General features: G+C 35.6%; 20 protein-coding genes and 1 tRNA gene. 14 read left to right on the top strand and 7 right to left on the bottom strand.

Annotated features, from left to right (window positions below; genetic code table 11):
• The first annotated feature begins 20 nt into the window (after positions 1-20).
• Positions 21-857, top strand: a complete 837-nt coding sequence (locus C8N37_RS17210) for an MBL fold metallo-hydrolase (RefSeq protein ID WP_108160069.1) — start codon at positions 21-23, stop codon at positions 855-857.
• A gap of 31 nt (positions 858-888) precedes the next feature.
• Here the strand turns inward: C8N37_RS17210 and C8N37_RS17205 are convergent, their stop codons facing one another.
• The 4 genes from C8N37_RS17205 to rpe all read right to left on the bottom strand — a co-directional run bounded on the left by C8N37_RS17205 (position 889) and on the right by rpe (position 8,074).
• Complete coding sequence (locus C8N37_RS17205; protein ID WP_108160068.1) at positions 889-1,779, bottom strand: hypothetical protein; 891 nt, start codon at positions 1,777-1,779, stop codon at positions 889-891.
• 67 nt (positions 1,780-1,846) lie between these two features.
• A complete protein-coding gene (locus C8N37_RS17200; RefSeq protein ID WP_108160067.1) occupies positions 1,847-4,114 on the bottom strand; it encodes an aconitate hydratase in 2,268 nt (755 codons plus the stop codon).
• A 58-nt stretch (positions 4,115-4,172) separates the two neighbouring features.
• Positions 4,173-6,935, bottom strand: a complete 2,763-nt coding sequence (locus C8N37_RS17195) for a bifunctional aconitate hydratase 2/2-methylisocitrate dehydratase (protein WP_108160066.1) — start codon at positions 6,933-6,935, stop codon at positions 4,173-4,175.
• Positions 6,936-7,393: 458 nt separating this feature from the next.
• Positions 7,394-8,074, bottom strand: a complete 681-nt coding sequence (gene rpe / locus C8N37_RS17190; RefSeq protein ID WP_108160065.1) for a ribulose-phosphate 3-epimerase — start codon at positions 8,072-8,074, stop codon at positions 7,394-7,396.
• A gap of 170 nt (positions 8,075-8,244) precedes the next feature.
• On the opposite strand from rpe, the gene C8N37_RS17185 reads away from it, so the two are divergent.
• The 4 genes from C8N37_RS17185 (at position 8,245) to C8N37_RS17170 (ending at position 15,121) form a co-directional block, all read left to right on the top strand.
• Positions 8,245-10,359 (top strand): HD family phosphohydrolase, encoded by a 2,115-nt coding sequence (locus C8N37_RS17185; protein WP_108160064.1) that lies wholly within the window; start codon positions 8,245-8,247, stop codon positions 10,357-10,359.
• 131 nt (positions 10,360-10,490) lie between these two features.
• A tRNA-Ser gene (locus tag C8N37_RS17180) sits at positions 10,491-10,577 on the top strand.
• A 407-nt stretch (positions 10,578-10,984) separates the two neighbouring features.
• Positions 10,985-12,217: a site-specific integrase gene (locus C8N37_RS17175; RefSeq protein WP_108160063.1), complete on the top strand. Its 1,233-nt coding sequence runs from the start codon at positions 10,985-10,987 to the stop codon at positions 12,215-12,217.
• 162 nt (positions 12,218-12,379) lie between these two features.
• Positions 12,380-15,121 (top strand): DUF4365 domain-containing protein, encoded by a 2,742-nt coding sequence (locus C8N37_RS17170; protein ID WP_108160062.1) that lies wholly within the window; start codon positions 12,380-12,382, stop codon positions 15,119-15,121.
• A 21-nt stretch (positions 15,122-15,142) separates the two neighbouring features.
• On the opposite strand, the gene C8N37_RS17165 is transcribed toward C8N37_RS17170, so the two are convergent.
• The 3 genes from C8N37_RS17165 to C8N37_RS17155 all read right to left on the bottom strand — a co-directional run bounded on the left by C8N37_RS17165 (position 15,143) and on the right by C8N37_RS17155 (position 17,065).
• The gene (locus tag C8N37_RS17165) at positions 15,143-15,418 is read right to left on the bottom strand and encodes an Ada metal-binding domain-containing protein (RefSeq protein ID WP_108160061.1); all 276 of its coding nucleotides are present in this window, start codon (positions 15,416-15,418) and stop codon (positions 15,143-15,145) included.
• 142 nt (positions 15,419-15,560) lie between these two features.
• A complete protein-coding gene (locus C8N37_RS17160; RefSeq protein WP_108160060.1) occupies positions 15,561-16,418 on the bottom strand; it encodes a restriction endonuclease in 858 nt (285 codons plus the stop codon).
• Between the two features lie 365 nt (positions 16,419-16,783).
• Positions 16,784-17,065, bottom strand: coding sequence for a hypothetical protein (locus C8N37_RS17155; protein WP_108160059.1), 282 nt, complete (start codon positions 17,063-17,065; stop codon positions 16,784-16,786).
• Between the two features lie 15 nt (positions 17,066-17,080).
• On the opposite strand from C8N37_RS17155, the gene C8N37_RS17150 reads away from it, so the two are divergent.
• From C8N37_RS17150 to C8N37_RS22970, 9 genes are read left to right on the top strand one after another with little or no spacing between them, the layout of a single operon-like run.
• A complete protein-coding gene (locus tag C8N37_RS17150) occupies positions 17,081-17,458 on the top strand; it encodes a single-stranded DNA-binding protein (protein WP_108160058.1) in 378 nt (125 codons plus the stop codon).
• Positions 17,459-17,506: 48 nt separating this feature from the next.
• Complete coding sequence (locus tag C8N37_RS17145) at positions 17,507-18,580, top strand: DUF932 domain-containing protein (RefSeq protein WP_108160057.1); 1,074 nt, start codon at positions 17,507-17,509, stop codon at positions 18,578-18,580.
• 48 nt (positions 18,581-18,628) lie between these two features.
• Positions 18,629-19,069, top strand: coding sequence for a hypothetical protein (locus C8N37_RS17140; protein WP_186812834.1), 441 nt, complete (start codon positions 18,629-18,631; stop codon positions 19,067-19,069).
• A gap of 3 nt (positions 19,070-19,072) precedes the next feature.
• Positions 19,073-19,279, top strand: a complete 207-nt coding sequence (locus C8N37_RS17135) for a hypothetical protein (protein ID WP_108160056.1) — start codon at positions 19,073-19,075, stop codon at positions 19,277-19,279.
• A gap of 12 nt (positions 19,280-19,291) precedes the next feature.
• The gene (locus tag C8N37_RS17130; protein WP_108160055.1) at positions 19,292-19,771 is read left to right on the top strand and encodes a hypothetical protein; all 480 of its coding nucleotides are present in this window, start codon (positions 19,292-19,294) and stop codon (positions 19,769-19,771) included.
• Positions 19,772-19,800: 29 nt separating this feature from the next.
• Positions 19,801-20,712: a hypothetical protein gene (locus C8N37_RS17125; RefSeq protein ID WP_211322295.1), complete on the top strand. Its 912-nt coding sequence runs from the start codon at positions 19,801-19,803 to the stop codon at positions 20,710-20,712.
• Positions 20,713-20,725: 13 nt separating this feature from the next.
• Positions 20,726-21,343, top strand: a complete 618-nt coding sequence (locus C8N37_RS17120) for a PRTRC system protein E (protein ID WP_108160053.1) — start codon at positions 20,726-20,728, stop codon at positions 21,341-21,343.
• Between the two features lie 35 nt (positions 21,344-21,378).
• Positions 21,379-21,597, top strand: coding sequence for a PRTRC system protein C (locus C8N37_RS17115; protein WP_108160052.1), 219 nt, complete (start codon positions 21,379-21,381; stop codon positions 21,595-21,597).
• A gap of 22 nt (positions 21,598-21,619) precedes the next feature.
• On the top strand, positions 21,620-21,796 hold the full coding sequence (locus C8N37_RS22970) for a hypothetical protein (protein WP_186812835.1): 177 nt from the start codon (positions 21,620-21,622) through the stop codon (positions 21,794-21,796).

The following is a 21,796-nucleotide window of genomic DNA, read 5'->3' as shown; positions in this document are numbered from 1 at the left end:
ATACATAAAAAGAAAAAGTTATGCAGTTATACACAATTGAAACTCAAAACTTCAAATTAGATGGTGGAGCTATGTTTGGTGTAGTACCTAAATCCATATGGCATAAAACAAATCCCGCCGATTCCAATAATATGTGTACTTGGACCAATCGTTTACTGTTGATAGAAGACGGCGCAAAGTTAATACTTGTTGATACAGGATTGGGCGACAAGCAATCTGAAAAATTTTTTGGACACTACTATATACACGGAGACAATAGCATCGATAAATCATTAGCAAAATATGGTTTCAATAGAGAAGATATTACAGATGTCATCTTGACGCACTTACATTTTGATCATTGTGGTGGAGCAATAGCACGACAAGGAGATAAGTTACGGCCTTCATTTACGCATGCTAATTACTGGAGTAATACCGAACATTGGGATTGGGCGACTCATCCCAATCCAAGAGAAAAAGCATCTTTTTTAGAGGAAAATATAAAACCCATACAAGAAAGCGGACAACTTAAATTTATTGAAAAAGAGACCAATCCATTTGGTCCAAATATCCAAATCAGGTATGCTCACGGACATACAGAATCCATGATGTTACCGCAAATTCAATATAAAGACAAAACAATCTTATATATGGCAGATCTATTACCTTCTGTAGGACATATCCCCCTTCCTTATGTCATGGGCTATGATGTGAGACCACTGACCACGATGGAGGAAAGGAAAAACTACTGGCAGGAAATTGTGGATCAAGAGTATATCCTTTTCTTAGAACATGATGCTGTCAACGCTTGTTGTACTTTACAGCATACAGAAAAAGGAATAAGGCTGAAAGAGAGTTTTCAGCTTTCTGATATTTAATAAAAAAGCGGATGTTCATCCGCTTTTTTATTTAAAATTTGAAACCAAGCACCCAATAGTTCTGAAAGAACCATATCGATTGACTTGCCTTATCAATATTGTTTCTACCCGTAGTACGAATATTATTAAGATCTGTCCAGCCGGATTTGAAACTCGTCTGCAAATACATCCACTTTAAAAAATGATATTGTAAGCCTACTTTTGCAGCAGCTCCATAACCAGCAATATTCCAAAAATTATTCTCTCCTACTCCAAATAATCGAACATCAGTCCTTGGAACTAGCAATCCAACTTCAGCACCAGTTTCCATAGACAAATAAGATTTTCCAGTTCTAGAGACCCAGATATCATCATGTCTTTCTAGTGCGACAGAAGCAAAATTATATCCATCCGTATGCTCAAACTTCAATACCGAATCTACTAAAGTTACTTGCTCACCATTATACGTTCCAGCCATACCACCTGTTGGAATACCCGGTTCAGAAATTTCAGGGCTGATATGCCCCTTAATCCGTACAGTTTGAGGAATATCGACCACATATTTCATATGATCCCAACCTAACGAAATGGAGTAATTATCCTTGATAAAATACCCAAAATGGAAATTGAATTGAGGAATTGAAATCGTAGCAGGGTTAATATAGGTCATCGACAACTTAGTCGGTCTATCCGATGCTTTTACATCCAATAAAGTAAAGTCATATCCCGTACCCTTGAAATGAATATCACTTTTAGAGTATGATGAAAAGTTATATCCCCAATGAAAATAAAACTTACCTTTGTTGCTTTCCGTACGCGAATATTTCGGATTGAATATGCTTTTAGCAATTGGTTTTGCAGGTAATTCGCTACTGTGATCTTGTGCAAATAAAGAAGAAGCAGATACTGTTAGCACACTTAAGGCCAATAAAAATTTATTCATATTGTTTGTCAATAAAAAACCCGGCACAAAAGTACCGGGTTATATTCATATAAGCAAAATAATAACTTTATTTTACCTGATTTTTACGAATAATGTTCAGAGCACCACCTTCCTTAAACCACTCAATTTGTTGAGCGTTGTAAGTATGGTTAGCTAAGATTTGATCTTCAGTTCCATCCAAATGGTGAAGTACCAAAGTTAACGGCTGCCCTGGAGTAAATGTTGTCAATCCTAAGATGTCGATTGTATCGTCCTCTTGAATCTTATCATAATCTTCCTTATTAGCAAAAGTCAACCCCAACATACCTTGTTTTTTCAAGTTAGTCTCATGGATACGAGCAAAAGATTTAACCAATACCGCACGAACACCTAAGTGACGTGGCTCCATGGCAGCATGTTCACGAGAAGAACCTTCACCATAGTTTTCATCACCAACTACGATAGATCCGATACCGGCCACTTTATAAACACGTTGAGTAGCAGGAACAGGACCATATTCACCAGTCAATTGATTTTTAACGGAGTCTGTTTTTTCATTAAAGTAATTAACAGCACCAATCAACATATTGTTAGAGATATTATCCAAATGACCGCGGTATTTCAACCAAGGACCAGCCATAGAAATATGGTCAGTTGTACATTTACCTTTAGCTTTGATCAATAATTTCAAACCTTTCAAGTCTGTACCTTCCCAAGCAGCGAAAGGCTCTAATAATTGCAGACGGTCAGAATCAGGATTCACATCAATTACAACAGATGAACCATCTTCAGCAGGAGCTTGATATCCAGCATCCTCTACTGCAAACCCTTTTTCAGGCAATTCATCACCCGTAGGAGGATCCAACTTGACCTGCTCACCATGAGCATTTGTCAAGGTGTCTGTCAAAGGGTTGAAGCCCAAATCACCCGAAATTGCAATTGCCGCAACGATCTCAGGAGAAGCTACGAAAGCAAATGTATTCGGGTTACCATCCGCACGTTTTGCAAAGTTACGGTTGAATGAGTGGACGATTGTATTTTTCTCTTGCTTTTCAGCACCTACACGATCCCACATACCAATACATGGACCACAAGCATTTGTAAAGATGGTTGCATTCAGATCTTCGAAAGTTTTCAATAAACCGTCACGATCAGCAGTATAACGAACTTGCTCAGAACCCGGATTGATACCAAATTCTGCCTTCGTTACTAAACCTTTATCAACCGCTTGTTTAGCGATAGAAGCAGCACGTGACAAATCTTCATAAGAAGAGTTTGTACATGAACCGATCAATCCCCACTCCACTTTTGTAGGCCAACCATTTTTAGCAGCCTCTTCACGCATACGTGAAACTGGTGTGTATAGATCTGGTGTAAAAGGACCATTTAATGAAGGCTCGAGTTCAGATAAATTAATCTCAATAAGTTGATCAAAATATAATTCCGGGTTTGCGTATACTTCAGCATCGGCAGTTAAGTGTTCCTTAACAGCATTTGCCGCATCAGCAACATCAGCACGACCAGTAGCACGTAAATAACGCTCCATCGACTCATCATATCCAAATGTAGAGGTCGTTGCACCAATTTCAGCACCCATATTACAGATTGTACCTTTACCCGTACAAGACATAGATTGAGCACCCTCACCGAAATATTCTACAACAGCACCAGTACCACCTTTTACAGTTAAGATACCCGCAACTTTCAAGATCACATCTTTAGGCGAAGTCCAGCCACTTAATTTACCTGTTAATTTAACACCGATCAATTTCGGAAATTTAAGTTCCCAAGGTAGACCAGCCATGACATCACATGCATCTGCACCACCAACCCCAATAGCCAACATACCTAGACCACCAGCATTAACCGTATGTGAATCTGTTCCGATCATCATACCACCAGGGAAAGCATAGTTTTCTAAAACGACTTGGTGAATAATACCCGCTCCTGGTTTCCAGAAACCGATACCATATTTATTTGCGACAGAACCTAAAAAATTAAAAACTTCTTTTGATTCTGTATTCGCTCTTTGCAAATCTACTTGAGCACCTTCTTTCGCTTGAATCAAGTGATCACAGTGTACTGTTGATGGAACAGCCGCTTGAGGACGACCCGCTTGCATAAATTGCAATAATGCCATTTGTGCAGTCGCATCCTGCATTGCTACACGATCTGGAGCAAAATCAACATAAGATACACCTCTATCGTATGTTTCAGTTGCATTTCCATCCCATAAGTGAGTATATAAAATTTTCTCAGATAGGGTTAAAGGTTTATTAACCAAGCTACGAGCAGCGTTTACACGCTCCTCATAACGGCTATATACCTTTTTAATCATTTCTATATCAAAAGCCATATATTTCTAATTTTATGATACTTATATAAGTTATTTACTCAAACTCCAGTATTAGTTTTTACTTTGTCGAAATAGGCGAAAATTTTGTTAAGTTGATACCTTCAACAGCAGCTTTATACTCTTGCATGTTTGGAATTCTACCTAAGATAGCAGAAAGCACAACCACTGGAGTAGAGGCTAATAAAGATTCACCTTTTTTACCATCTCTATCTTCCACTACACGACCTTGGAAAAGACGAGTAGAAGTAGCCATTACGGTATCCCCTTTTGCCGCTTTTTCTTGGTTACCCATACACAAGTTACAACCTGGACGCTCTAAATACATGATATTTTCATACTCTGTACGTGCTGTACTTTTTGGTAAAATATCACTGAATTCAAAACCAGAATATTTCTGTAAATATTCCCAATCTCCTTCAGCTTTCAATTCATCAATGATGTTGTAAGTAGGTGCAGCTACAACCAATGGTGCATTAAATTTAACAACACCAAGTTGTTTCTCTACGTTCTTCAGCATTTGAGAAACGATTTTTAAATCGTCTTTATGTACCATACAAGAACCTACGAAACCTAAGTCAACTTTTTTGTCACCGCCATAGTAAGAAAGCTCTCGAATGGCATCATGCGTATAACGTTTTGAGACGTCCACATTGTTGACATCAGGATCAGCAATCATCGGTTCATCAATAATATCAAGATCGATCACCACTTCAGCATAATATTTAGCATTTGCATCTGGAGTTAAAGCAGGTTTTTCACCTGTCTTAATTTCCTCGATACGTTTGTTAGCTTTATCGATTAATCCTTGTAATACTTGATTTTTATTTTCCATACCCTTATCGATCATGATCTGGATACGGCTCTTAGCAATTTCTAAAGATTGAATTAGCGTCTCATCTTGGGAAATACAGATCGAAGCTTTTGCTTTCATTTCTGCAGTCCAATCTGTAAATGTAAACGCTTGATCGGCAAGAAGTGTTCCGATATGAACCTCGATGATTCTACCTTGGAATACATTCTCTCCACCAAATTGCTGTAACATCTGAGATTGTGTCGCATGAACCACATCACGGAAATCCATATGTTGCTTCATACTTCCTTTGAATGTTACTTTAACAGACTCTGGAATCGGCATGGAGGCTTCACCAGTAGCTAATGCCAAGGCAACAGTTCCCGAATCAGCTCCAAAAGCTACACCTTTGGACATACGCGTATGCGAATCACCACCAATGATAATCGCCCATTCATCAATCGTAATATCATTTAATACCTTGTGAATAACATCAGTCATAGCATGGTATTCCCCTTTTGGATCACGCGCTGTAATCAATCCGAAGTCATTCATAAACTTCATCAATTTAGGAATATTAGCTTGCGCTTTTTTATCCCATACAGATGCGGTGTGACATCCAGATTGATAAGCACCGTCTACCGTTGGAGAAATGACTTTTGCGGCCATCGCTTCTAACTCTTGAGCGGTCATTAAACCTGTCGTATCTTGAGAACCTACAATATTCACTTTAACACGAACATCAGAACCAGCATGTAATACTTTTCCTGGAGTTGTACCTACAGCATTTTTATTGAAGATTTTCTCGACTGCAGTTAAGCCTTGGTTTTCAATAGAAATCTCTTTAGAAGGAGCAAATACCTTCGGGATTTCAATACCTAATACCCCAGCCGCAAATGTTTGGATTTTCTTGCCAAATACAATAGCATAAGAACCACCTGCTTTTATAAATTCTCTTTTCTGAGGAGTAAGAGATTTAGAAATGTCGATTAACTCTTGATCTCCATGATATAATTTTTCAGTTATAGTATTGATTGTAAGAACAGTACCTGTAGCCACTGAATACACTTGCTCTAAAATGGGCTCATTATTTTCATTACGAATAACCTCACCATTTGCATCGACTTTTTTCTTCCAGTTTTGAAGATCAATTCCAATACCACCTGTTACATCTACTGTAGTCAAGAAAATTGGAGAAATACCATTAGTACCCCCTACAATTGGAGCAATATTAACAAATGGAATATAAGGGCTAGCTTGTTTACCAGTCCATAATGCCACATTATTTACACCTGACATTCTAGAAGACCCTACTCCCATGGTACCTTTTTCAGCAATTAACATCACACTAGCGTCTGGATGCTGTGCTTGTAAAGCTTTAATCTGTTGCTGAGCCTCTGGAGTGATCATACATTGACCATGTAGCTCACGATCCGAGCGCGAGTGCGCTTGGTTACCTGGAGATAATAGATCCGTAGAAATATCACCTTCACCAGCGATAAAAGTAACCACTTTTATTTCTTCTGGCAATTCAGGCAATTTTGTGAAAAATTCAGCTTGAGCATAACTCTCTAGAATTTCTTTTGCGATGACATTCCCGTTAGTATAGGCATTTTTTAAACGAGTCGTATCCGCCTCATAAAGGAAAACTTGTGTTTTAAGCACTTCAGCAGCTTGCTTCGCAATAGCCGCATCATCACCTAATGCTAGGTCTAAAAGTACTTCGATAGAAGGACCACCTTTCATATGAGACAATAACTCAAATGCAAAAGTTGGCGTAATTTCTGCGACGACCTCTTTTCCTAGAATAATTTCTTTTAAAAATATTGCTTTTACACCCGCTGCACTCGTTGTACCAGACAGGGTATTGTAAATAAACAAGTTTAGAGAATCAGCTCTATTTTCGTTATTTAAATCTTTAATTTGAGCAATAACTTCACTTAATAATTCTGCTCCATCAATTGGTTTAGGATTTAATCCTTGACCTTTTCGTTCTACAACCTCTTGTACGTAATCGTTGTAAATACTCATAGTTTATAAATCTTTTATATGTTAAAGGCTGTTCAAAAAAATACACAATGCAGTTTTCCAATACAGCCACAAGTTTAATACATTAAGCTAAAAAAATATCAGGTTATGCGTGGATACCGTGACACTTCATTGAGCTTCATACCGTATTGATTTTAAAGATCTATTTTCAATAAAATCAATGCTGAAATGTGAGCACAAAAATACTAAAAATCAGTGGTTAATAGCTATCATTGATATTTATTCCCTCAATTTGGAAATATTCTAAACAAGAATTATTTTACATCAAAAAAGTAAAATAAAGAGTTAAAAAACAATCATTTACACTTTAATTTTCTAAAATTAGTACTCCGTATTATTAATAAATTTTGACGCTGATATTAAATATGATCTGAGCTACGAATATAGAAAAGGGGGAAGTCATGTCTGATTTCCCCCTTTTCTATATCCTTTTATTTTGATTAAATATTTTGCAACTGAATATCAACTGCTTTTAAGTCTGCTATGGACTGAGTTGGATCAGCCGCTGCAAATACTGAGCTACCAGCAACTAGGACATCAGCACCAGCCTGAAGCAATGCTCCTGCATTAGCTACACCTACCCCGCCATCGATTTCGATTAACAATCCATCATTTACACCTGCAGCCATAGCACGCAATTGTTTAACTTTACTGTAAGTATTTTGAATAAATTTCTGCCCTCCAAAACCAGGATTAACAGACATCAAGCATACCAAATCTAAGTCAGCGATAACATCTGCCAATAAAGAAACTGGAGTATGTGGATTTAAGGCAACCCCTGCTTGACAACCCAACTCTTTAATCGCTGCTAACGTACGGTGTAAATGCGTACATGCTTCGTAATGTACGGTAATTACCGCAGCTCCCGAATCCTTACACAATTGTAAATAACGATCTGGATCTACAATCATGAGATGTACATCTAATGGTTTTGTCGCATGCTTTGCAATTGCTTGCATCACAGGGAAACCAAAAGAAATATTTGGCACAAATACGCCATCCATGATATCAATATGAAACCAATCGGCCTCACTATTGTTTACCATTATAATATCATCGTATAATTTAGCGAAATCCGCTGCCAAAACTGAAGGTGCAATAAGATGCTTTTTACTTGACATGAGTCTTTGATTTGTTTTTACAAAGATAATTAAGTCTTGCGGAAGCCTCTAATTTAAATCAAAAAAATTAAATATAACCCTGGTTCCTATTGACAAAGAACTTAATAATAGGACATTTTTAAGTACATTTGCTTGAGTAATTCTTTATTATCCAACAACAATTCAATTCCGTGAGTAGATTAAAAATTAAATATAATCGCGAATCCGACAACAATCTTAACCTCATTCGTAAGATCAGTTTAATATTGGCGACGATTATTCTTATTTGTATATTCCTTCCAAAGCAAGCACGCTTTCGTTACGAATTTCAGAAAGGAAAAGTGTGGGATCATGAAAACTTGATTTCCCCCTATAATTTTGCTATTCTTAAAACACAAGAAGAATTAAATGAGGATAAAAAAAATATCCTCAAAACCATTCAACCTATTTATGATGTCAATCCCACCATCAGTAGAGAGCAGATTGATCAGTTTGAAACGGATCTAGCTGAAAAATGGCAAACCAATAAATTGGATACAACAACTCAAAAAATCCAAGATTATCGATTGGTGGGGAATGCCATATTAGGACATCTTTACGATCGTGGTATCTTATCTCTAAATAATCGATTTCAAAATAGAAATGACGACAAAAGTCCCGCCGCAAAACAGTATAATTTTACCCTGATCCAAGACAAAGTAGCCACTCAAAAAAATACCGCCGACTGTTACACCATAGAATCATCCTATGAATATGCAAATTCAGTCCTCAACAATTCGTCCAAGATCGTCTATAAAAAGTGGCTATTGGAAACCTTAAAAAACTACATTACGCTCAATTACGTCTATAACGATCAACAAACAGAACGACTAGAACAAACAGCTTTAGCTAATATTTCCTCTACTCGGGGGGTAGTACAAAAAGGTGAACTTATAGCCGAGAAGGATAAGATTATCAGCAATGAAACCTATCAAAAGTTAGAATCACTTCGTAAGATCTACGAAGACGAAGGTAAAATATCAGGTAATCAAACCTATGTTACCTTAGGGCAGTTTTTGATTATTTCTCTGGCATTATCCATCTTATTGGTATTTCTCTATCTATTCAGAAAAGATATCTACTACAACAATCGCCTACTTTCGATTATCATGATTGTGATCATCGGGATGCTCGCTGCGTTATCGTGGGCGATTAAAATTAAGATTCCCAATTTATATTATATCCCCTTTTGTTCCGTCCCGATTATCATCCGGATTCTATTCGACTCGCGAGTAGCTTTAAATATCCATCTATTGATGGTATTGCTAGCCGCTTTATTTGTCCCCAACTCATATGAATTTGTTTTTTTACAATTTATGGCTGGTATAGTTGCGATCTATAGCATCAAAACTTTAGTCAAGAGAGAGCAATTCTTTATTTCATCTGCGATTATACTCGCCACTTACCTCATTGCCTATTTTGGTCTTCTGCTGACACGAAATGGATCCCTGAGTACGATCAATATCATGGACGTCATACCTTTTGTTGTCAGTGTCATGATTACCTTAATGGCATATCCATTGGTATACGCATTTGAAAAACTCTTTGGCATTGTTTCGGATTTAACGCTCATGGAACTTACCAATAGTAATTCCAAACTACTAAGAGAACTATCCTTTAAAGCACCAGGGACTTTCCAGCATTCGCTTCAAGTAGCAAATTTAGCAGAGGCTGCTATTTATAGAATAGGCGGAAATCCCCTACTCGTACGCGCTGGAGCATTGTATCATGATATCGGAAAAATAACAAATCCACAGTTTTTTATCGAAAATCAAAAAACAGAAAAGAATCCACATGATGAGCTATCTCCAGAACAGAGTGCGCAAATTATTATTTCCCATGTCATCAAAGGAGTTGAAATAGCAAAGAGAAATCAACTTCCAGATGTGATTATCGATTTCATCAAGACACATCATGGTACCACAAAAGTCGATTACTTCTACAATTTATTTATCAAGAACAATCCGGACAAACTTGTTGACGAATCGTTGTATCAATATCCAGGGCCAATTCCTTATTCCAAAGAAACAGCAGTACTCATGATGGCCGATTCCGTAGAAGCAGCATCTAGAGCCCTTAAAGAGCATACAGAAGAGTCGATCAATACACTTGTCGATAAGATCATTGAACACAAATTAAAATTGAATCAATTTGCAAATAGTAACATCACATTGAAGGAAATCACGGAGTCTTCAAACATTTTCAAGGCGATGTTGAAGAGTATTTATCACGTCAGGGTTGATTACGATCTCAGTAAGAAAAAATAAGTGAAATTTATTGGACAAGCAATAAATTGACATACAATCGCTTACTAAAACCTTACGATTTTTTTTTATTTTTTTATAAAATAGACTTTGCAGAATAAAATAATTGCCTTATGTTTGCAATGTCAAAACGAGGAAGAGTGCCTGAGTGGCCGAAAGGAACAGTTTGCTAAACTGTCGTACTGGAAACGGTACCGAGGGTTCGAATCCCTCCTCTTCCGCTAAATGATATAAATGCCACGAATAATCCTTATTCGTGGCATTTTTGTTTTAAGCACTATAGAATACGCGCGGGAAGAGGTTTTAACCCATAAGGTTCGAATCCCTCTCTCTCCGCTCAAAGGCGATATTCTATAAAGAATATCGCCTTTTTCATGCTCTGACGATTTTCCTTAAATACAAAATGCCTGTAAATACACTATTTACAGGCATTTTTATTTTAGTCAAATAACAAAAATTTCAAAAATCTTCAATAATAATACGCCGCAATCGTGGCAGTTTATTATTGACTTAAAAACTGCCACGTTTAATAACGTAAGTAAATGTAAATCAACTAGTTAAATAGCTTTACATCTTGTATTAAAGGTGCATCAATTCGAACTTTGTATAACCATAAACATTATTTGTTATGTTAGAAAAAAGCTTTGGATTGCTGTTCTTTTTAAAGAAAACAGACAGCAGTGATGGATTGAAACGAAAATTGTATGGAAGAATTACCGTTAATGGAATTGCTAAGGAATTCTCCACGAAAAGAACTTGGTTTAAAGATCGATGGGATCAAAACGCAAATCGGGCAATTGGCAATAAAGAGGATAGTAAAACAATCAATCATTACTTGGATGCTTTAGTTGCAAAAGTCTATGAAGTCAAGCGCGAACTTATTACATCTGGGGAAGATATTTCTACAGAAAATTTATTCCAATTACTGTTTGGAAAAACGGATGATAGAAAATTTATACTAGAGATATTCAAGAATGAAAATGATAAAATGAAAAGTTTGGAGGGCAAAGATTTTGCTACCGGAACAATTCAGCGTTATGAAACCAGCCTTTCTCATACCAGGGAATTCATCAAATGGAAATATAATGTAGAGGATTTAGAGCTCAGAAAACTAGATTATGAATTTATCAAGGAATATGACTTTTGGCTAAAAACTGTTAGGAACTGTAGTCAAAACACGGCTTCGAAATATCTTGGAAATTTTAAAAAGATTGTGTTACAGTGTGTTAAATTAGGATGGATTAAAAAAGATCCTTTTAGTCAATTCAAACTAGTCAAAAAGGATGTTATCCGTGAATTCCTGACCGAAGATGAATTGAAAATCTTATTAAAGAAAAAGTTTTCTATAGAACGCCTTTCTCTGGTGAGAGATATTTTTATTTTCTCCTGCTTTACAGGTATGGCCTATATAGATGTTTTCAGGTTAACCCCTTCACAATTCTTTACTGGTGTTGACGAACAAACCTGGATTTCCTATACAAGAAAGAAAACAGACAACCTGACAAAGATTCCACTTCTTCCCCAAGCTTTATTTTTAATTAGTAAATATGATGGATTCAACGAGGGGCGGTTTAATGAAAAAGTATTTCCATGCTTCTCGAATCAAAAAATGAATGCTTATTTAAAAGAAATTGCAGATTTGTGTTCTATCAAAAAAAATCTAACTTTTCACATGGCACGACATACATTTGCAACCACTGTTACATTGACTAATGGTATTCCAATAGAAACCGTTTCTAGAATGCTAGGACATAAATCTTTAAAACAAACTCAACATTATGCAAAAATAATTGATAAAAAAATAAGTGAAGACATGACATTACTCCAACAAAAATATCTTCAAATTAATATTCAATACTAAGGATTTCAAAAAATGATAGCAACCTGAAAAAAATAAGCGCAATTGTTGCGCTTATTTTTTTTCAACTTTTTAATATTGCTTAATAAATTTAAATAGCTTAATTAAAGGATTGATTTATCATCAATTAAAATATTAAATTTGATAATAATAAAGGAGTAAAGAATGGCAAAAAAAAAGCATGGTAATGTTTCTCGAACTTCAGAAGAAATTCAGGAATCCGGCAATATATTACTAAATAATGTGCTAGAAGAAATCAGACAAATATATCCAGATTTACATATTGTTATAAAATCTGAAGAAGATCAAAAAGATCGTGGGGTAGATTTTCAGGTTGACCTTATTCGCAAGCCCAATGAAACTGTAGAAATGTTCAAGTTACAAGTCAAAGCAACGGACGAGCCAGTAACCACATTAAAAAATACCAGAAACAAAGGGTTGATTTCTTTTCCTTTAGAGCATAGACATATTAAGTATTATAAGCAGCAAATGCCATGGGCATTAATTTTTATTGTTTGTGATAATTCAACAAAAACCATATACTGGCATCCTATTCAACTCGATTACACCCTTGAAGAACGTTTAGAGAAATCTATTATAGAAAATAAAAAGTCCTTACAATTATACATTGATCCTGAAAATAGGTTGACGCCTGGCAGTTTCTTGAAATTTTTAGGAGATGTCGAAGCATCTAAAACGTCACAATTTTTTAAGGTCGCAACAAAAAACGAAAATTCACTCACGGCAGGTACAGATTTTCAAGTTGATCGGAACAAACCCCTTTTGGAACAATTATACAATGTTATCGAGTATCTCTATGAAGAAGTACAATTCGTCCCAATTAACCTTCTGATTCAATACTATCCGTTTAAAATCTTTGAAGATCAACCAGCTTTTTACCAACAATTCAAGCTTTACACTGATAATGAGGATCTTGTCGCAATGCTGGATACTTTTAGTGTGCAACCTGATGGGATTATTAATTTTGCGGATTCTTCGTATATCAAAGGTGTAAAAGATTACCAGGAAAAGGCTAAAACTATACTGTCCAAATTTAGTCAAAATCATATTTATAGCATTGTTTCTCATAAATCGAGAAAAGAAGTATCTACCCGCTATTTTAACCATAGTGATTGCAACTGTGTAGCTTGCTGCTACAACAGGTTAGAAATTCCTCTTGCTATGGAAAAACTTAGTGAGGTAAAGGATAAAACACTTGATGAACAAATGGTTAATGCATATATGCACTATACATTCGGTGACTTCTTGAAGTCAGCTAAGACTTTCGAGGAAATTGGAAGGCAAGCATTTAAAGACAGAAAAAAAACTTTGTTTATGATAACTCAGTTTAATTTGATCAAATTGGGGAAACTTATCAGGTATGCTTATTATGATAGAGACGCGTACAAGCATGGAAAAGCATTAATGGAAATTAATTTGGATCAGTTTGTGTATAAAGAACGAAATAGAAGCCATCATCAAAAACTGTTTAATTATATTAAGGATGTTCGCTTTTATTCAGACAATGCATATGAAATTCAAACTGCAATGTCAAAACTTAGAAACGAATACCAAAGCTTCATTGAAGGAGGAAATTTCATCACCCATTCTTATGATCAATTGTTTACCGGATTTGCTCAACTGAACTCTTTTATATCAGGAAACCGAATAATTTATGATCGTTTTAGTGAATTCCATAATCTAATGGATGAGTTCACAGAAGGACTATTCATAGCTTTAGCGCTTCGCGAAACTAATAGTAACGTAATTACCGAATTTAATGATTATCATATAAATCAACTGATTTTTGACGGTGACCATAAATTGATTTGGCGATATTTCAATAAATATCATTTTAAGTCAATTCCCTATAACGGAGTTAGAGGAAAATTTTTCGAAAAAATCACCAATTTATTAGGCAACCATTATTTATTTATTGATTCTTTCAAAGCTTATACCTCAGATGATGGATCATTATGGCGCAACCTATATCCGAAGATTTTTAATAACTGTTTATCTCTCGCTGCTATGTTGCAGATGAACGATTCACAAGCAGAAAAGATAACTAGAGAAATAATTGATTGCATATCCAAGTCGGTTTTACCGAGCCCGGATTCTTATGCTCAAATTAATAGCTTTTTTGGTCGTAAGAGAAGTCAGCTCTCTACAGACCTATTAAAAGAACTCATTTTCTTTTTCCTTCAAAAAGAAGATATGTATCTTGAAACACGATTAAGTATATTCATTGCTGAATTGAAATTGAGAAATCAGATTTTAATATTCTCACAACAGCAACGCAAGAATCTTATGAAGCTTGCATTTGATGGGAAAAATGATAAACTTGAATATTTTAATACCTTAATATACTTTCATCCAGTAGTTGATAACACTTTAAAAACCCAGATTAAGAGAAGAATTATAACTCAGTTACATAAAAAATTTAAGGTTGATCATTATTATAATTCTGCTATTTTTAATGTGTTGCCTTTTAAAGAATCGGAATTCTTGCAGCAATTTATAGAGGCAACATTTCCAAATCCAAATAAGCATTCCTTCAAGAATAGTTTTTATGGTCCCCAAGACAATGATTACCCCTTGTTTGATATGTTTCTAAATCTATGTTTTAAATTTAATATCCAACCAAACGATATTTCAAATAAAAATTTTAAAGGTTTTGGAGATTATTATGATTGGTTACAGGATCTTGAAAGCTATGACTATGAAAAATTTAAAATTTCTTGGTTAGGATTATATCCGACAAAATACTACTTCAATCATTTTGCGAAATCTAAGAAATTAGAGAAAGCCATTAAAAATTATCTTAGAAATAATCGAGATCAAAAAATTGAGCGTCTTTATTTTGATATCTACAACCCTCAAATAGATGAGGTAGAAGAACTTTTTTAATAATTATACCTTAGTATTTTATTAGCTTAAATTTCCTAAAGTTGCTTCTTTCCATTTTCTATATTTTTCATTCAGGCAATGACTACATGGCCTATAGCCTTCATCTAAAGCCTCTTTTTCATCTTTAAAGAACACACGATTTTTGATCCTCGTTCGTCTTCCTGATGCACAATTAATTAACCCATAAATATTAGAACGGCTGTCACCTGAAAACTTTATCATGCCTCTTTTTACCAGACCGTTTACTGCTACTATTCTATCCAAAGCAGTATCTCCTAACTCAATATTTTGTATCATTTTATCAATTCTATTCAACAGTAATAAATGCCAAACATTAAATTTTATATCCTAAACAAATGTAACTTATGATCGCATAAAATTTGTTAAATGCCATTAAACCGGTACAGAAGAAATTGACCAATTTTCTTTTAGATTGTATTTAATTGGTTTTCTTTGGTAGGTTCCATATTAAACCACTTTTTGACATACTTAGTCTCCTTACATCAAACAGCTCTTCCATTACCATCCATACCTGGTCACTTAAAGTAAAGGATTTTACATTATTACTATCTTTAATCAATAGAAAGCCGGTGACAGCAAGTTTTTCTACTTCTATTTCTTCCTCACCAATATTTATAAGCCAACCATCATCAATGGGAAAGTCTATAGTAATGTTTTTCAACGGCTCATTTTGGCGCCTTACTTTATCCCCATATGCAAACAATAAAGGTTTTAATGGATATTCATTGCCTGAAGCGTTATGTAGTTTCCAATAATACACAGCTCCTATTGATGGATCAAAATGAACAGCTTTTTTGCCAAAATTTATGCTGGTAATATTTGCTCGAGTGATGGTGCTATGAATCTTCAATTCAATTGTTCCCAGTTCAATTTCCGTTCCATGTTCATTTTCATCTTCTTCGACTTCACGTAAAATAACAAGCTTTATACCTCTATGTTCAGCATAGGTAACTGTATCCTTCGTAAACCCAGATTTGCAGACGATGATACCATTCTCTATCTCTAAATCCTGCATTATCTCCAAATGCTTCATGATAACATCCTTATTTACTTTTCTATTCCAGTATTTACATTCTATAGCGGTAAGTAATCTCTTCCCACCTAGAAATTGTTCCGTCATAACGTCTATTTGATGTTTAACTCCAGAAGATCCTTTCAGATTATTATCCCTGCCGTAGCCAATGACCTTGATACCATAGTTCGCTCCAAGGGACTGGTAAATATATTTTGTGATCCTTTCATATTCCTCCCAATCAAGTGCAGATTCATCAAGCATAATTCAAAATTTAGTTTTTAAAAATATTTACTTATTCGCAAAAACAAAAAGGTTGATAAAAGAATACCTCATTTAGATATCAAGATAACGATAAAAAGTAATTTAATAAAGATGTAAAAACGTAACTGTTATGCCGCCTCTTCATGGATCAGGCTGTCCACTATATCTCCGATAAATCGGAGTATGCCGCTTCCATCCCTGGCGGTTTTTAAATCAATAAAGAAAGGCAAAGCACATTATCCTATTGCACCAATACGGACAAAGAGCTTTGCTGCTTTTTTTCTGAAAATTGGATATATCCCTTTACACATTTCCCATTCCTTTCCAAATTTCAGTGCCAGGCCCCTAAGCCTGGCTTATTACAATCAAGTGATACACTTGTGCATTTTCCACAGGCAACCGGTTAAAAGGGCAGCTAAGATGAAGATGCGCAGCACACCCACAAAGCCACCAATAAAAAAAATGAATGAACGGTTTCCCCCTAAAGGAACCCCCATTAAATCATTTTTTTTCTTGGTCTGCGCTATTGCACACTTCCGATTCTTGCTTTCTTTTTTCCGGTTTTTCTTTTGGAAAAATGAGAAGCGAAGCAAAGCGAGCCACCAAAAAGGAAAGACAAAAAAGGAGTAAACAATTTTTTTAAGCATTTAAAACGTAATGACATGAACATCACAGGAAGATTAACAAGAGACGCCGAAGTGAACACCACAAAGGGCGGTAAAGAAGTGGTAAACTTTTCAGTAGCAGTAAACGAGAGCTACAAGAACAAACAGGGAGAACGGGTAAACAATACAGCTTATTTCAATTGCTCATTTTGGAAATCTACGAAAGTAATGAAGTTCCTAACCAAAGGCGTATTGGTGGAGCTGACAGGACACCCAAGCGCAAGAGCATGGTTAACCACGGACGGACAACCAAAGGCAGAATTAAATTTTCACACCTCTAATATTAAAGCGCTTGCAGGAGTAAAGAAAGCCGACCCTGTACAGAACACAGCAGACCAACCAATGGACACAGAGAAGGAAGACCTCCCATTTTAAACAAGATAAGAACCCAATCAATTTTTCAAACATTAAAATTTCTATATCATGGCACACAATATCAATTTCAACGAAATAACAGGACGGTACTCATTTTTTAGCGTAAAGCAAAAGGCATGGCACGGCTTAGGGCAAATTATAGACAACTATCCCACAAGTGCAGAAGCAATAATTCAGGCAGGTTTGGATTATGAGGTAGTTAAATCTCCCCTTGTAACACACGGTAACGGTCTAATAGAAACCGCAAACGGCTTAGAGGTGGGCATGAAAGAAATTCAGGTTCCAAATTACTTTGCCAATGTACGCACCGACAATAATTGTGTATTGGGTATTGTCGGTAATGACTACCATATCATACAGAACAGAGACGCCTTTAGTTTTTTTGATTCCATAGTGGGTGATAAACACGGTATCCTATACGAAACCGCAGGAGCATTAGGTAACGGGGAACGCATTTTTATTACCGCAAAACTGCCCGATTATATCCGTGTAGGTGATGGTGATGATGTGACGGAGAAATATATATTCCTTACTACTTCCCACGATGGAAGTGGAAGCATAACAGCAGCATTTACCCCCGTGCGAATTGTCTGTCAAAATACACTCAATGCAGCAATCCACAATATGCAAAATGTGGTACGCATCAAACATACCGCAAATGCAAAGGAACGACTGGACAATGCCCATAAAATAATGGGTATAGCAAATTCCATGAGCAACAAACTGGAAGGGGTATTCAATAACTGGACAAGGTTAAAAGTAACGGATCAACAAGTAAAAAAGCTAATCCAATTGGCTTTATGCCCTAACAGTGAAACGCTTGACCTTATTAAGCAAGGAGCTGAAGACGACTTTTCTACTGCATTTAGAAACATTGTAGAAGATGCTTTTGCATACGCCATGACAAGTGAATCCCAACTTTTGGATACAACCAAAGGCACGTTATTCGGCGCTTACAATGCCGTTACGGGGTACTATCAAAATGTAAAGAAATTTTCAGACGATGAAGACAAGCTAAAGAATATCGTACTAGGTGGTACAGCACAAAAGAGAAGTCAGAAGGCTTTCGACCTGTGTACTTCCATTGAAATGAACGGAGCAGAAATTTTACAATTCAATTAATTCACCATAGGCTACCTCCTTTATGGTGGTAGCCTTAATCTTATTATTATGAAAGTACTTTATACTATGGACGATTTAGATAAAGGGAAATTACTTTTTGCCTTGTTTCCCGAAGAATTGGAAAACATCCAAAAAGCCATTAAAAAGGAATGTGAAATGTATTTGAAATACGAAATCGCATTACGCAAAGCATGGAATGTAAAAGGATTTCTTACCGCGGATTTTTGGTTTAGGCTTGTTTATTCCACGTATGACAATATGAATAGAAATAAAGGCAAGCTTTGGCAAAAGCCAAAATCCTTTGCAGACTATCTTTTTGATGGTAATGATGCAATTTTCACAAAAGATTGCCTAATTGAATATGCCAGTTCAAAGGAATGTGATTTTTTCCTAAAAAAAGCAATCGACCTGTTTTTCGGGAGTGATAAAACAATCACCTATTACATTTTAAATTCAGATAATTCTTTAATGCCCACTTTACCCCGATAAGCTATGATAAACATAACAGATTTAAACGGAAACAATATTGAAGTTGCAGACCTCGATGAAGCTATTTTAATCACAGGTGACCGTAAAGATTACCGCCATGTAAATAAAGGCTATGAACAATTTGACAATAAACAAAGTGCCTACTGGACGGACTTGTACGAGAAACTTTTACAGGTAAAGAAGTCACAAATTATGAAGTTCAATTCTTAAAAGTTTTCAATTATGGGCAAGCCCTTACCTCCTGAAAAATTATTTGCACTTCGCAGGTTGCGGAAAGCGAGAAGACTATTTAAGCAACAACCAGTTTTTGCATTTGCCATTCTTTGTGAAGAATACAAGGACTATACACATGAACAGTTCTTGGACGATTTAAGAATCCGTACAAAAACAAAAGGCAAAAAGAAAAAGAAATCTCCATTAACTCGCTACGGAAGGTTTTTTAAAATGAATCAGCTCCTAGAATTGTACAGTAAAACGGGTTTGGTGGATTTTGCATTGCAAGCATTTAGGTTACGAAGTGTAATTACAAAGCCATATAGGGTCTTGGTAAAAATAGAGGGATGCCACATTGAATATGGTTTAAATCCATTTATACCATATAAAGAGGTCGAAAAACTGAATCTTCAACTTAGGGATTGTAAAACAGAAAAGGAAGTTGATTATGTAATTGAACAATTCAGGTCAGCTAATAGAATAGGTTAACAAAAACAAATTGAAAGAACATGGAAAACATGATAACAAAATCACACGTACCAATTTTAGAATTCGCCTTTCTTAAAATGGTCTATGCCACTTCGGTTTATTCGGCTATTGAAAAAGGAAAAATCAAACCTGATTATTTGGATTTGCCAAATGGAGAACGTCTACCATTTATTGATTTGCGTAAATATGGCAACTATAAATTTCGGGTTCATAACCCCAATAAAACCGCCTTAATTAAATGGTATATCAGTGTAGATTATATAATCAAAACTGAAAAATTAAAACGCAAATTAATGGGTAGATACGGGTTTTCCCGTCAGGATTTAGTGAAGCAACCTCACCAAAAAAAGACAAAGGGACATAAATCACAGGTATTTACGGAATGGTGCTATAACCGCATTGTAGAACATAGCAGAAGCTATCAATATTATGAAGCAGATATCTTTAAGGAAATCTTACAAAAACATTTGGATTGTAACCTTGTAGGTCAAAGGTTAAAAGAACAGCGCACCCAAGCAGGAATTCTATTAGACCGCATAAGCGATGCTATTGCTTGTTGTAATTACCATAAACTGACCTATTTCGGCGAAGAAAATGCACCAATAAAAACTAAAAAGATGAAAACATATTTTTTAAAAGCTATAAAAAAAGATTTACCAGACCTCAAAGTAACTATAAAGGATTTGATACCGATTCCACATATTCGAATTTACTCCTTTGTTGAATTGTCAAAGTTTCTAATTCATACCAATTACACGCCTGATTGGAAAAACCCAATGGAGGACGAATATGATAAATTTTATCGGGCTAAAAAAAACCAAAATATAAACTTTTTCCGTGTAAAAGGTACAGACCTTATCGTCATGCCTGGCACATTCCTTTACACCACTACTTTAACCGAACAGGATATTAAGGCTTTAGATAATTATAATACCCTATAAAACTAGAAAAGATATGAACACAAATTTTTTTAATCAAATAGCACAGTTGGAATACACAGGCGTATTACAATTAAATATTTCCAAAGGAATAGAAAACAACCTTGTTGTTTCCGTATTGGTCCTAAATGATGCCTGCGGAGATAAGGCCAAAAATCTTATTCCTTCCGTAACTATAAATGCAACTCCGCAGGAATTTGACGAGGATTTTTTCCAAAAAATTACTACACCTGTACAAAAGATATCGGGACTTTTAGTAGATATGGTAGCTTTCGAAAAACAAATGGACGAAGTTCGAAAGCAATCGGCAATGGAAAAAGAAAAAACGGACAAAGCCAAGAAAGAGCAGGAAGCCAAAGACAAGAAGTATAAAGATGCAATGGCTAAAGTGGATGAACTTGAAAAAGAAGGAAGGCACCGTGACGCATGGATGAAAGTTCCTGATGCCACAGAATACCCTGAAATGGCTGAAGAAATCCTAAAACGGAAAAAATCTTTATCCGACAAGTTCTCAGCTCCTAACCTTTTTGCTTCGGTGGATGAAATAAGCCAACCCCTTCCGGATAAAGTCGAACAAAGCCATTTAATTGAGCCTGAAAGAGAAGTTGATAGTTTGGGAGAACAGGCTATTTAATTGGCTATTTATTCACTAATTTAAATTGATACACTATGTTATTAGCTACAGAATTGAAAAGGAAATTTATCCTGAAAGACAAAGGGCAGAATATTATATTAAATGACCCTGAGCCAAGATGGAGTACAGATGCAGTATTGAACCATTATTCCAGTATGTATCCCATATTGACAACGGCAAAAGTATCTGCTCCTAAAATAAAGGATGATGCAATCGAATATGTTTTTGAAAGTGTTATGGGTACAAAAGGTTAACTCTAATTTTTTATTATGATTTATGGAACGCAAAATAATAGCAGGAACAATTACGTTACCTACGGGCAAAAGGGAGAAAACACTTCACAAACAATTGGGAAAATTTGCTCTATGGATGCAAATACCGAAAGATGCAAACGAGATTCAGAAAGACAAACAGCAATCAGTACCAGTTTCGATGCTTCCAATAGTTTTCTAA

Origin of the sequence: Sphingobacterium faecium (assembly GCF_003054045.1) — a bacterium.
GTDB classification, from domain to species: Bacteria; Bacteroidota; Bacteroidia; order Sphingobacteriales; family Sphingobacteriaceae; genus Sphingobacterium; species Sphingobacterium faecium.
The sequence above is the reverse complement of the archived record's forward strand: the minus strand, read 5'-3'. Positions and strand labels throughout refer to the sequence as shown.

What these genes read in the sequence shown, in the direction of transcription:
- C8N37_RS17210 (WP_108160069.1), top strand. Translation starts at nt 21, where the DNA reads ATGCAGTTATACACAATTGAAACTCAAAACTTCAAATTAGATGGTGGA.
- C8N37_RS17205 (WP_108160068.1), bottom strand. Translation starts at nt 1,779, where the DNA reads ATGAATAAATTTTTATTGGCCTTAAGTGTGCTAACAGTATCTGCTTCT.
- C8N37_RS17200 (WP_108160067.1), bottom strand. Translation starts at nt 4,114, where the DNA reads ATGGCTTTTGATATAGAAATGATTAAAAAGGTATATAGCCGTTATGAG.
- C8N37_RS17195 (WP_108160066.1), bottom strand. Translation starts at nt 6,935, where the DNA reads ATGAGTATTTACAACGATTACGTACAAGAGGTTGTAGAACGAAAAGGT.
- rpe (WP_108160065.1), bottom strand. Translation starts at nt 8,074, where the DNA reads ATGTCAAGTAAAAAGCATCTTATTGCACCTTCAGTTTTGGCAGCGGAT.
- C8N37_RS17175 (WP_108160063.1), top strand. Translation starts at nt 10,985, where the DNA reads ATGTTAGAAAAAAGCTTTGGATTGCTGTTCTTTTTAAAGAAAACAGAC.
- C8N37_RS17170 (WP_108160062.1), top strand. Translation starts at nt 12,380, where the DNA reads ATGGCAAAAAAAAAGCATGGTAATGTTTCTCGAACTTCAGAAGAAATT.
- C8N37_RS17165 (WP_108160061.1), bottom strand. Translation starts at nt 15,418, where the DNA reads ATGATACAAAATATTGAGTTAGGAGATACTGCTTTGGATAGAATAGTA.
- C8N37_RS17160 (WP_108160060.1), bottom strand. Translation starts at nt 16,418, where the DNA reads ATGCTTGATGAATCTGCACTTGATTGGGAGGAATATGAAAGGATCACA.
- C8N37_RS17155 (WP_108160059.1), bottom strand. Translation starts at nt 17,065, where the DNA reads ATGCTTAAAAAAATTGTTTACTCCTTTTTTGTCTTTCCTTTTTGGTGG.
- C8N37_RS17150 (WP_108160058.1), top strand. Translation starts at nt 17,081, where the DNA reads ATGAACATCACAGGAAGATTAACAAGAGACGCCGAAGTGAACACCACA.
- C8N37_RS17145 (WP_108160057.1), top strand. Translation starts at nt 17,507, where the DNA reads ATGGCACACAATATCAATTTCAACGAAATAACAGGACGGTACTCATTT.
- C8N37_RS17140 (WP_186812834.1), top strand. Translation starts at nt 18,629, where the DNA reads ATGAAAGTACTTTATACTATGGACGATTTAGATAAAGGGAAATTACTT.
- C8N37_RS17135 (WP_108160056.1), top strand. Translation starts at nt 19,073, where the DNA reads ATGATAAACATAACAGATTTAAACGGAAACAATATTGAAGTTGCAGAC.
- C8N37_RS17130 (WP_108160055.1), top strand. Translation starts at nt 19,292, where the DNA reads ATGGGCAAGCCCTTACCTCCTGAAAAATTATTTGCACTTCGCAGGTTG.
- C8N37_RS17125 (WP_211322295.1), top strand. Translation starts at nt 19,801, where the DNA reads ATGATAACAAAATCACACGTACCAATTTTAGAATTCGCCTTTCTTAAA.
- C8N37_RS17120 (WP_108160053.1), top strand. Translation starts at nt 20,726, where the DNA reads ATGAACACAAATTTTTTTAATCAAATAGCACAGTTGGAATACACAGGC.
- C8N37_RS17115 (WP_108160052.1), top strand. Translation starts at nt 21,379, where the DNA reads ATGTTATTAGCTACAGAATTGAAAAGGAAATTTATCCTGAAAGACAAA.
- C8N37_RS22970 (WP_186812835.1), top strand. Translation starts at nt 21,620, where the DNA reads ATGGAACGCAAAATAATAGCAGGAACAATTACGTTACCTACGGGCAAA.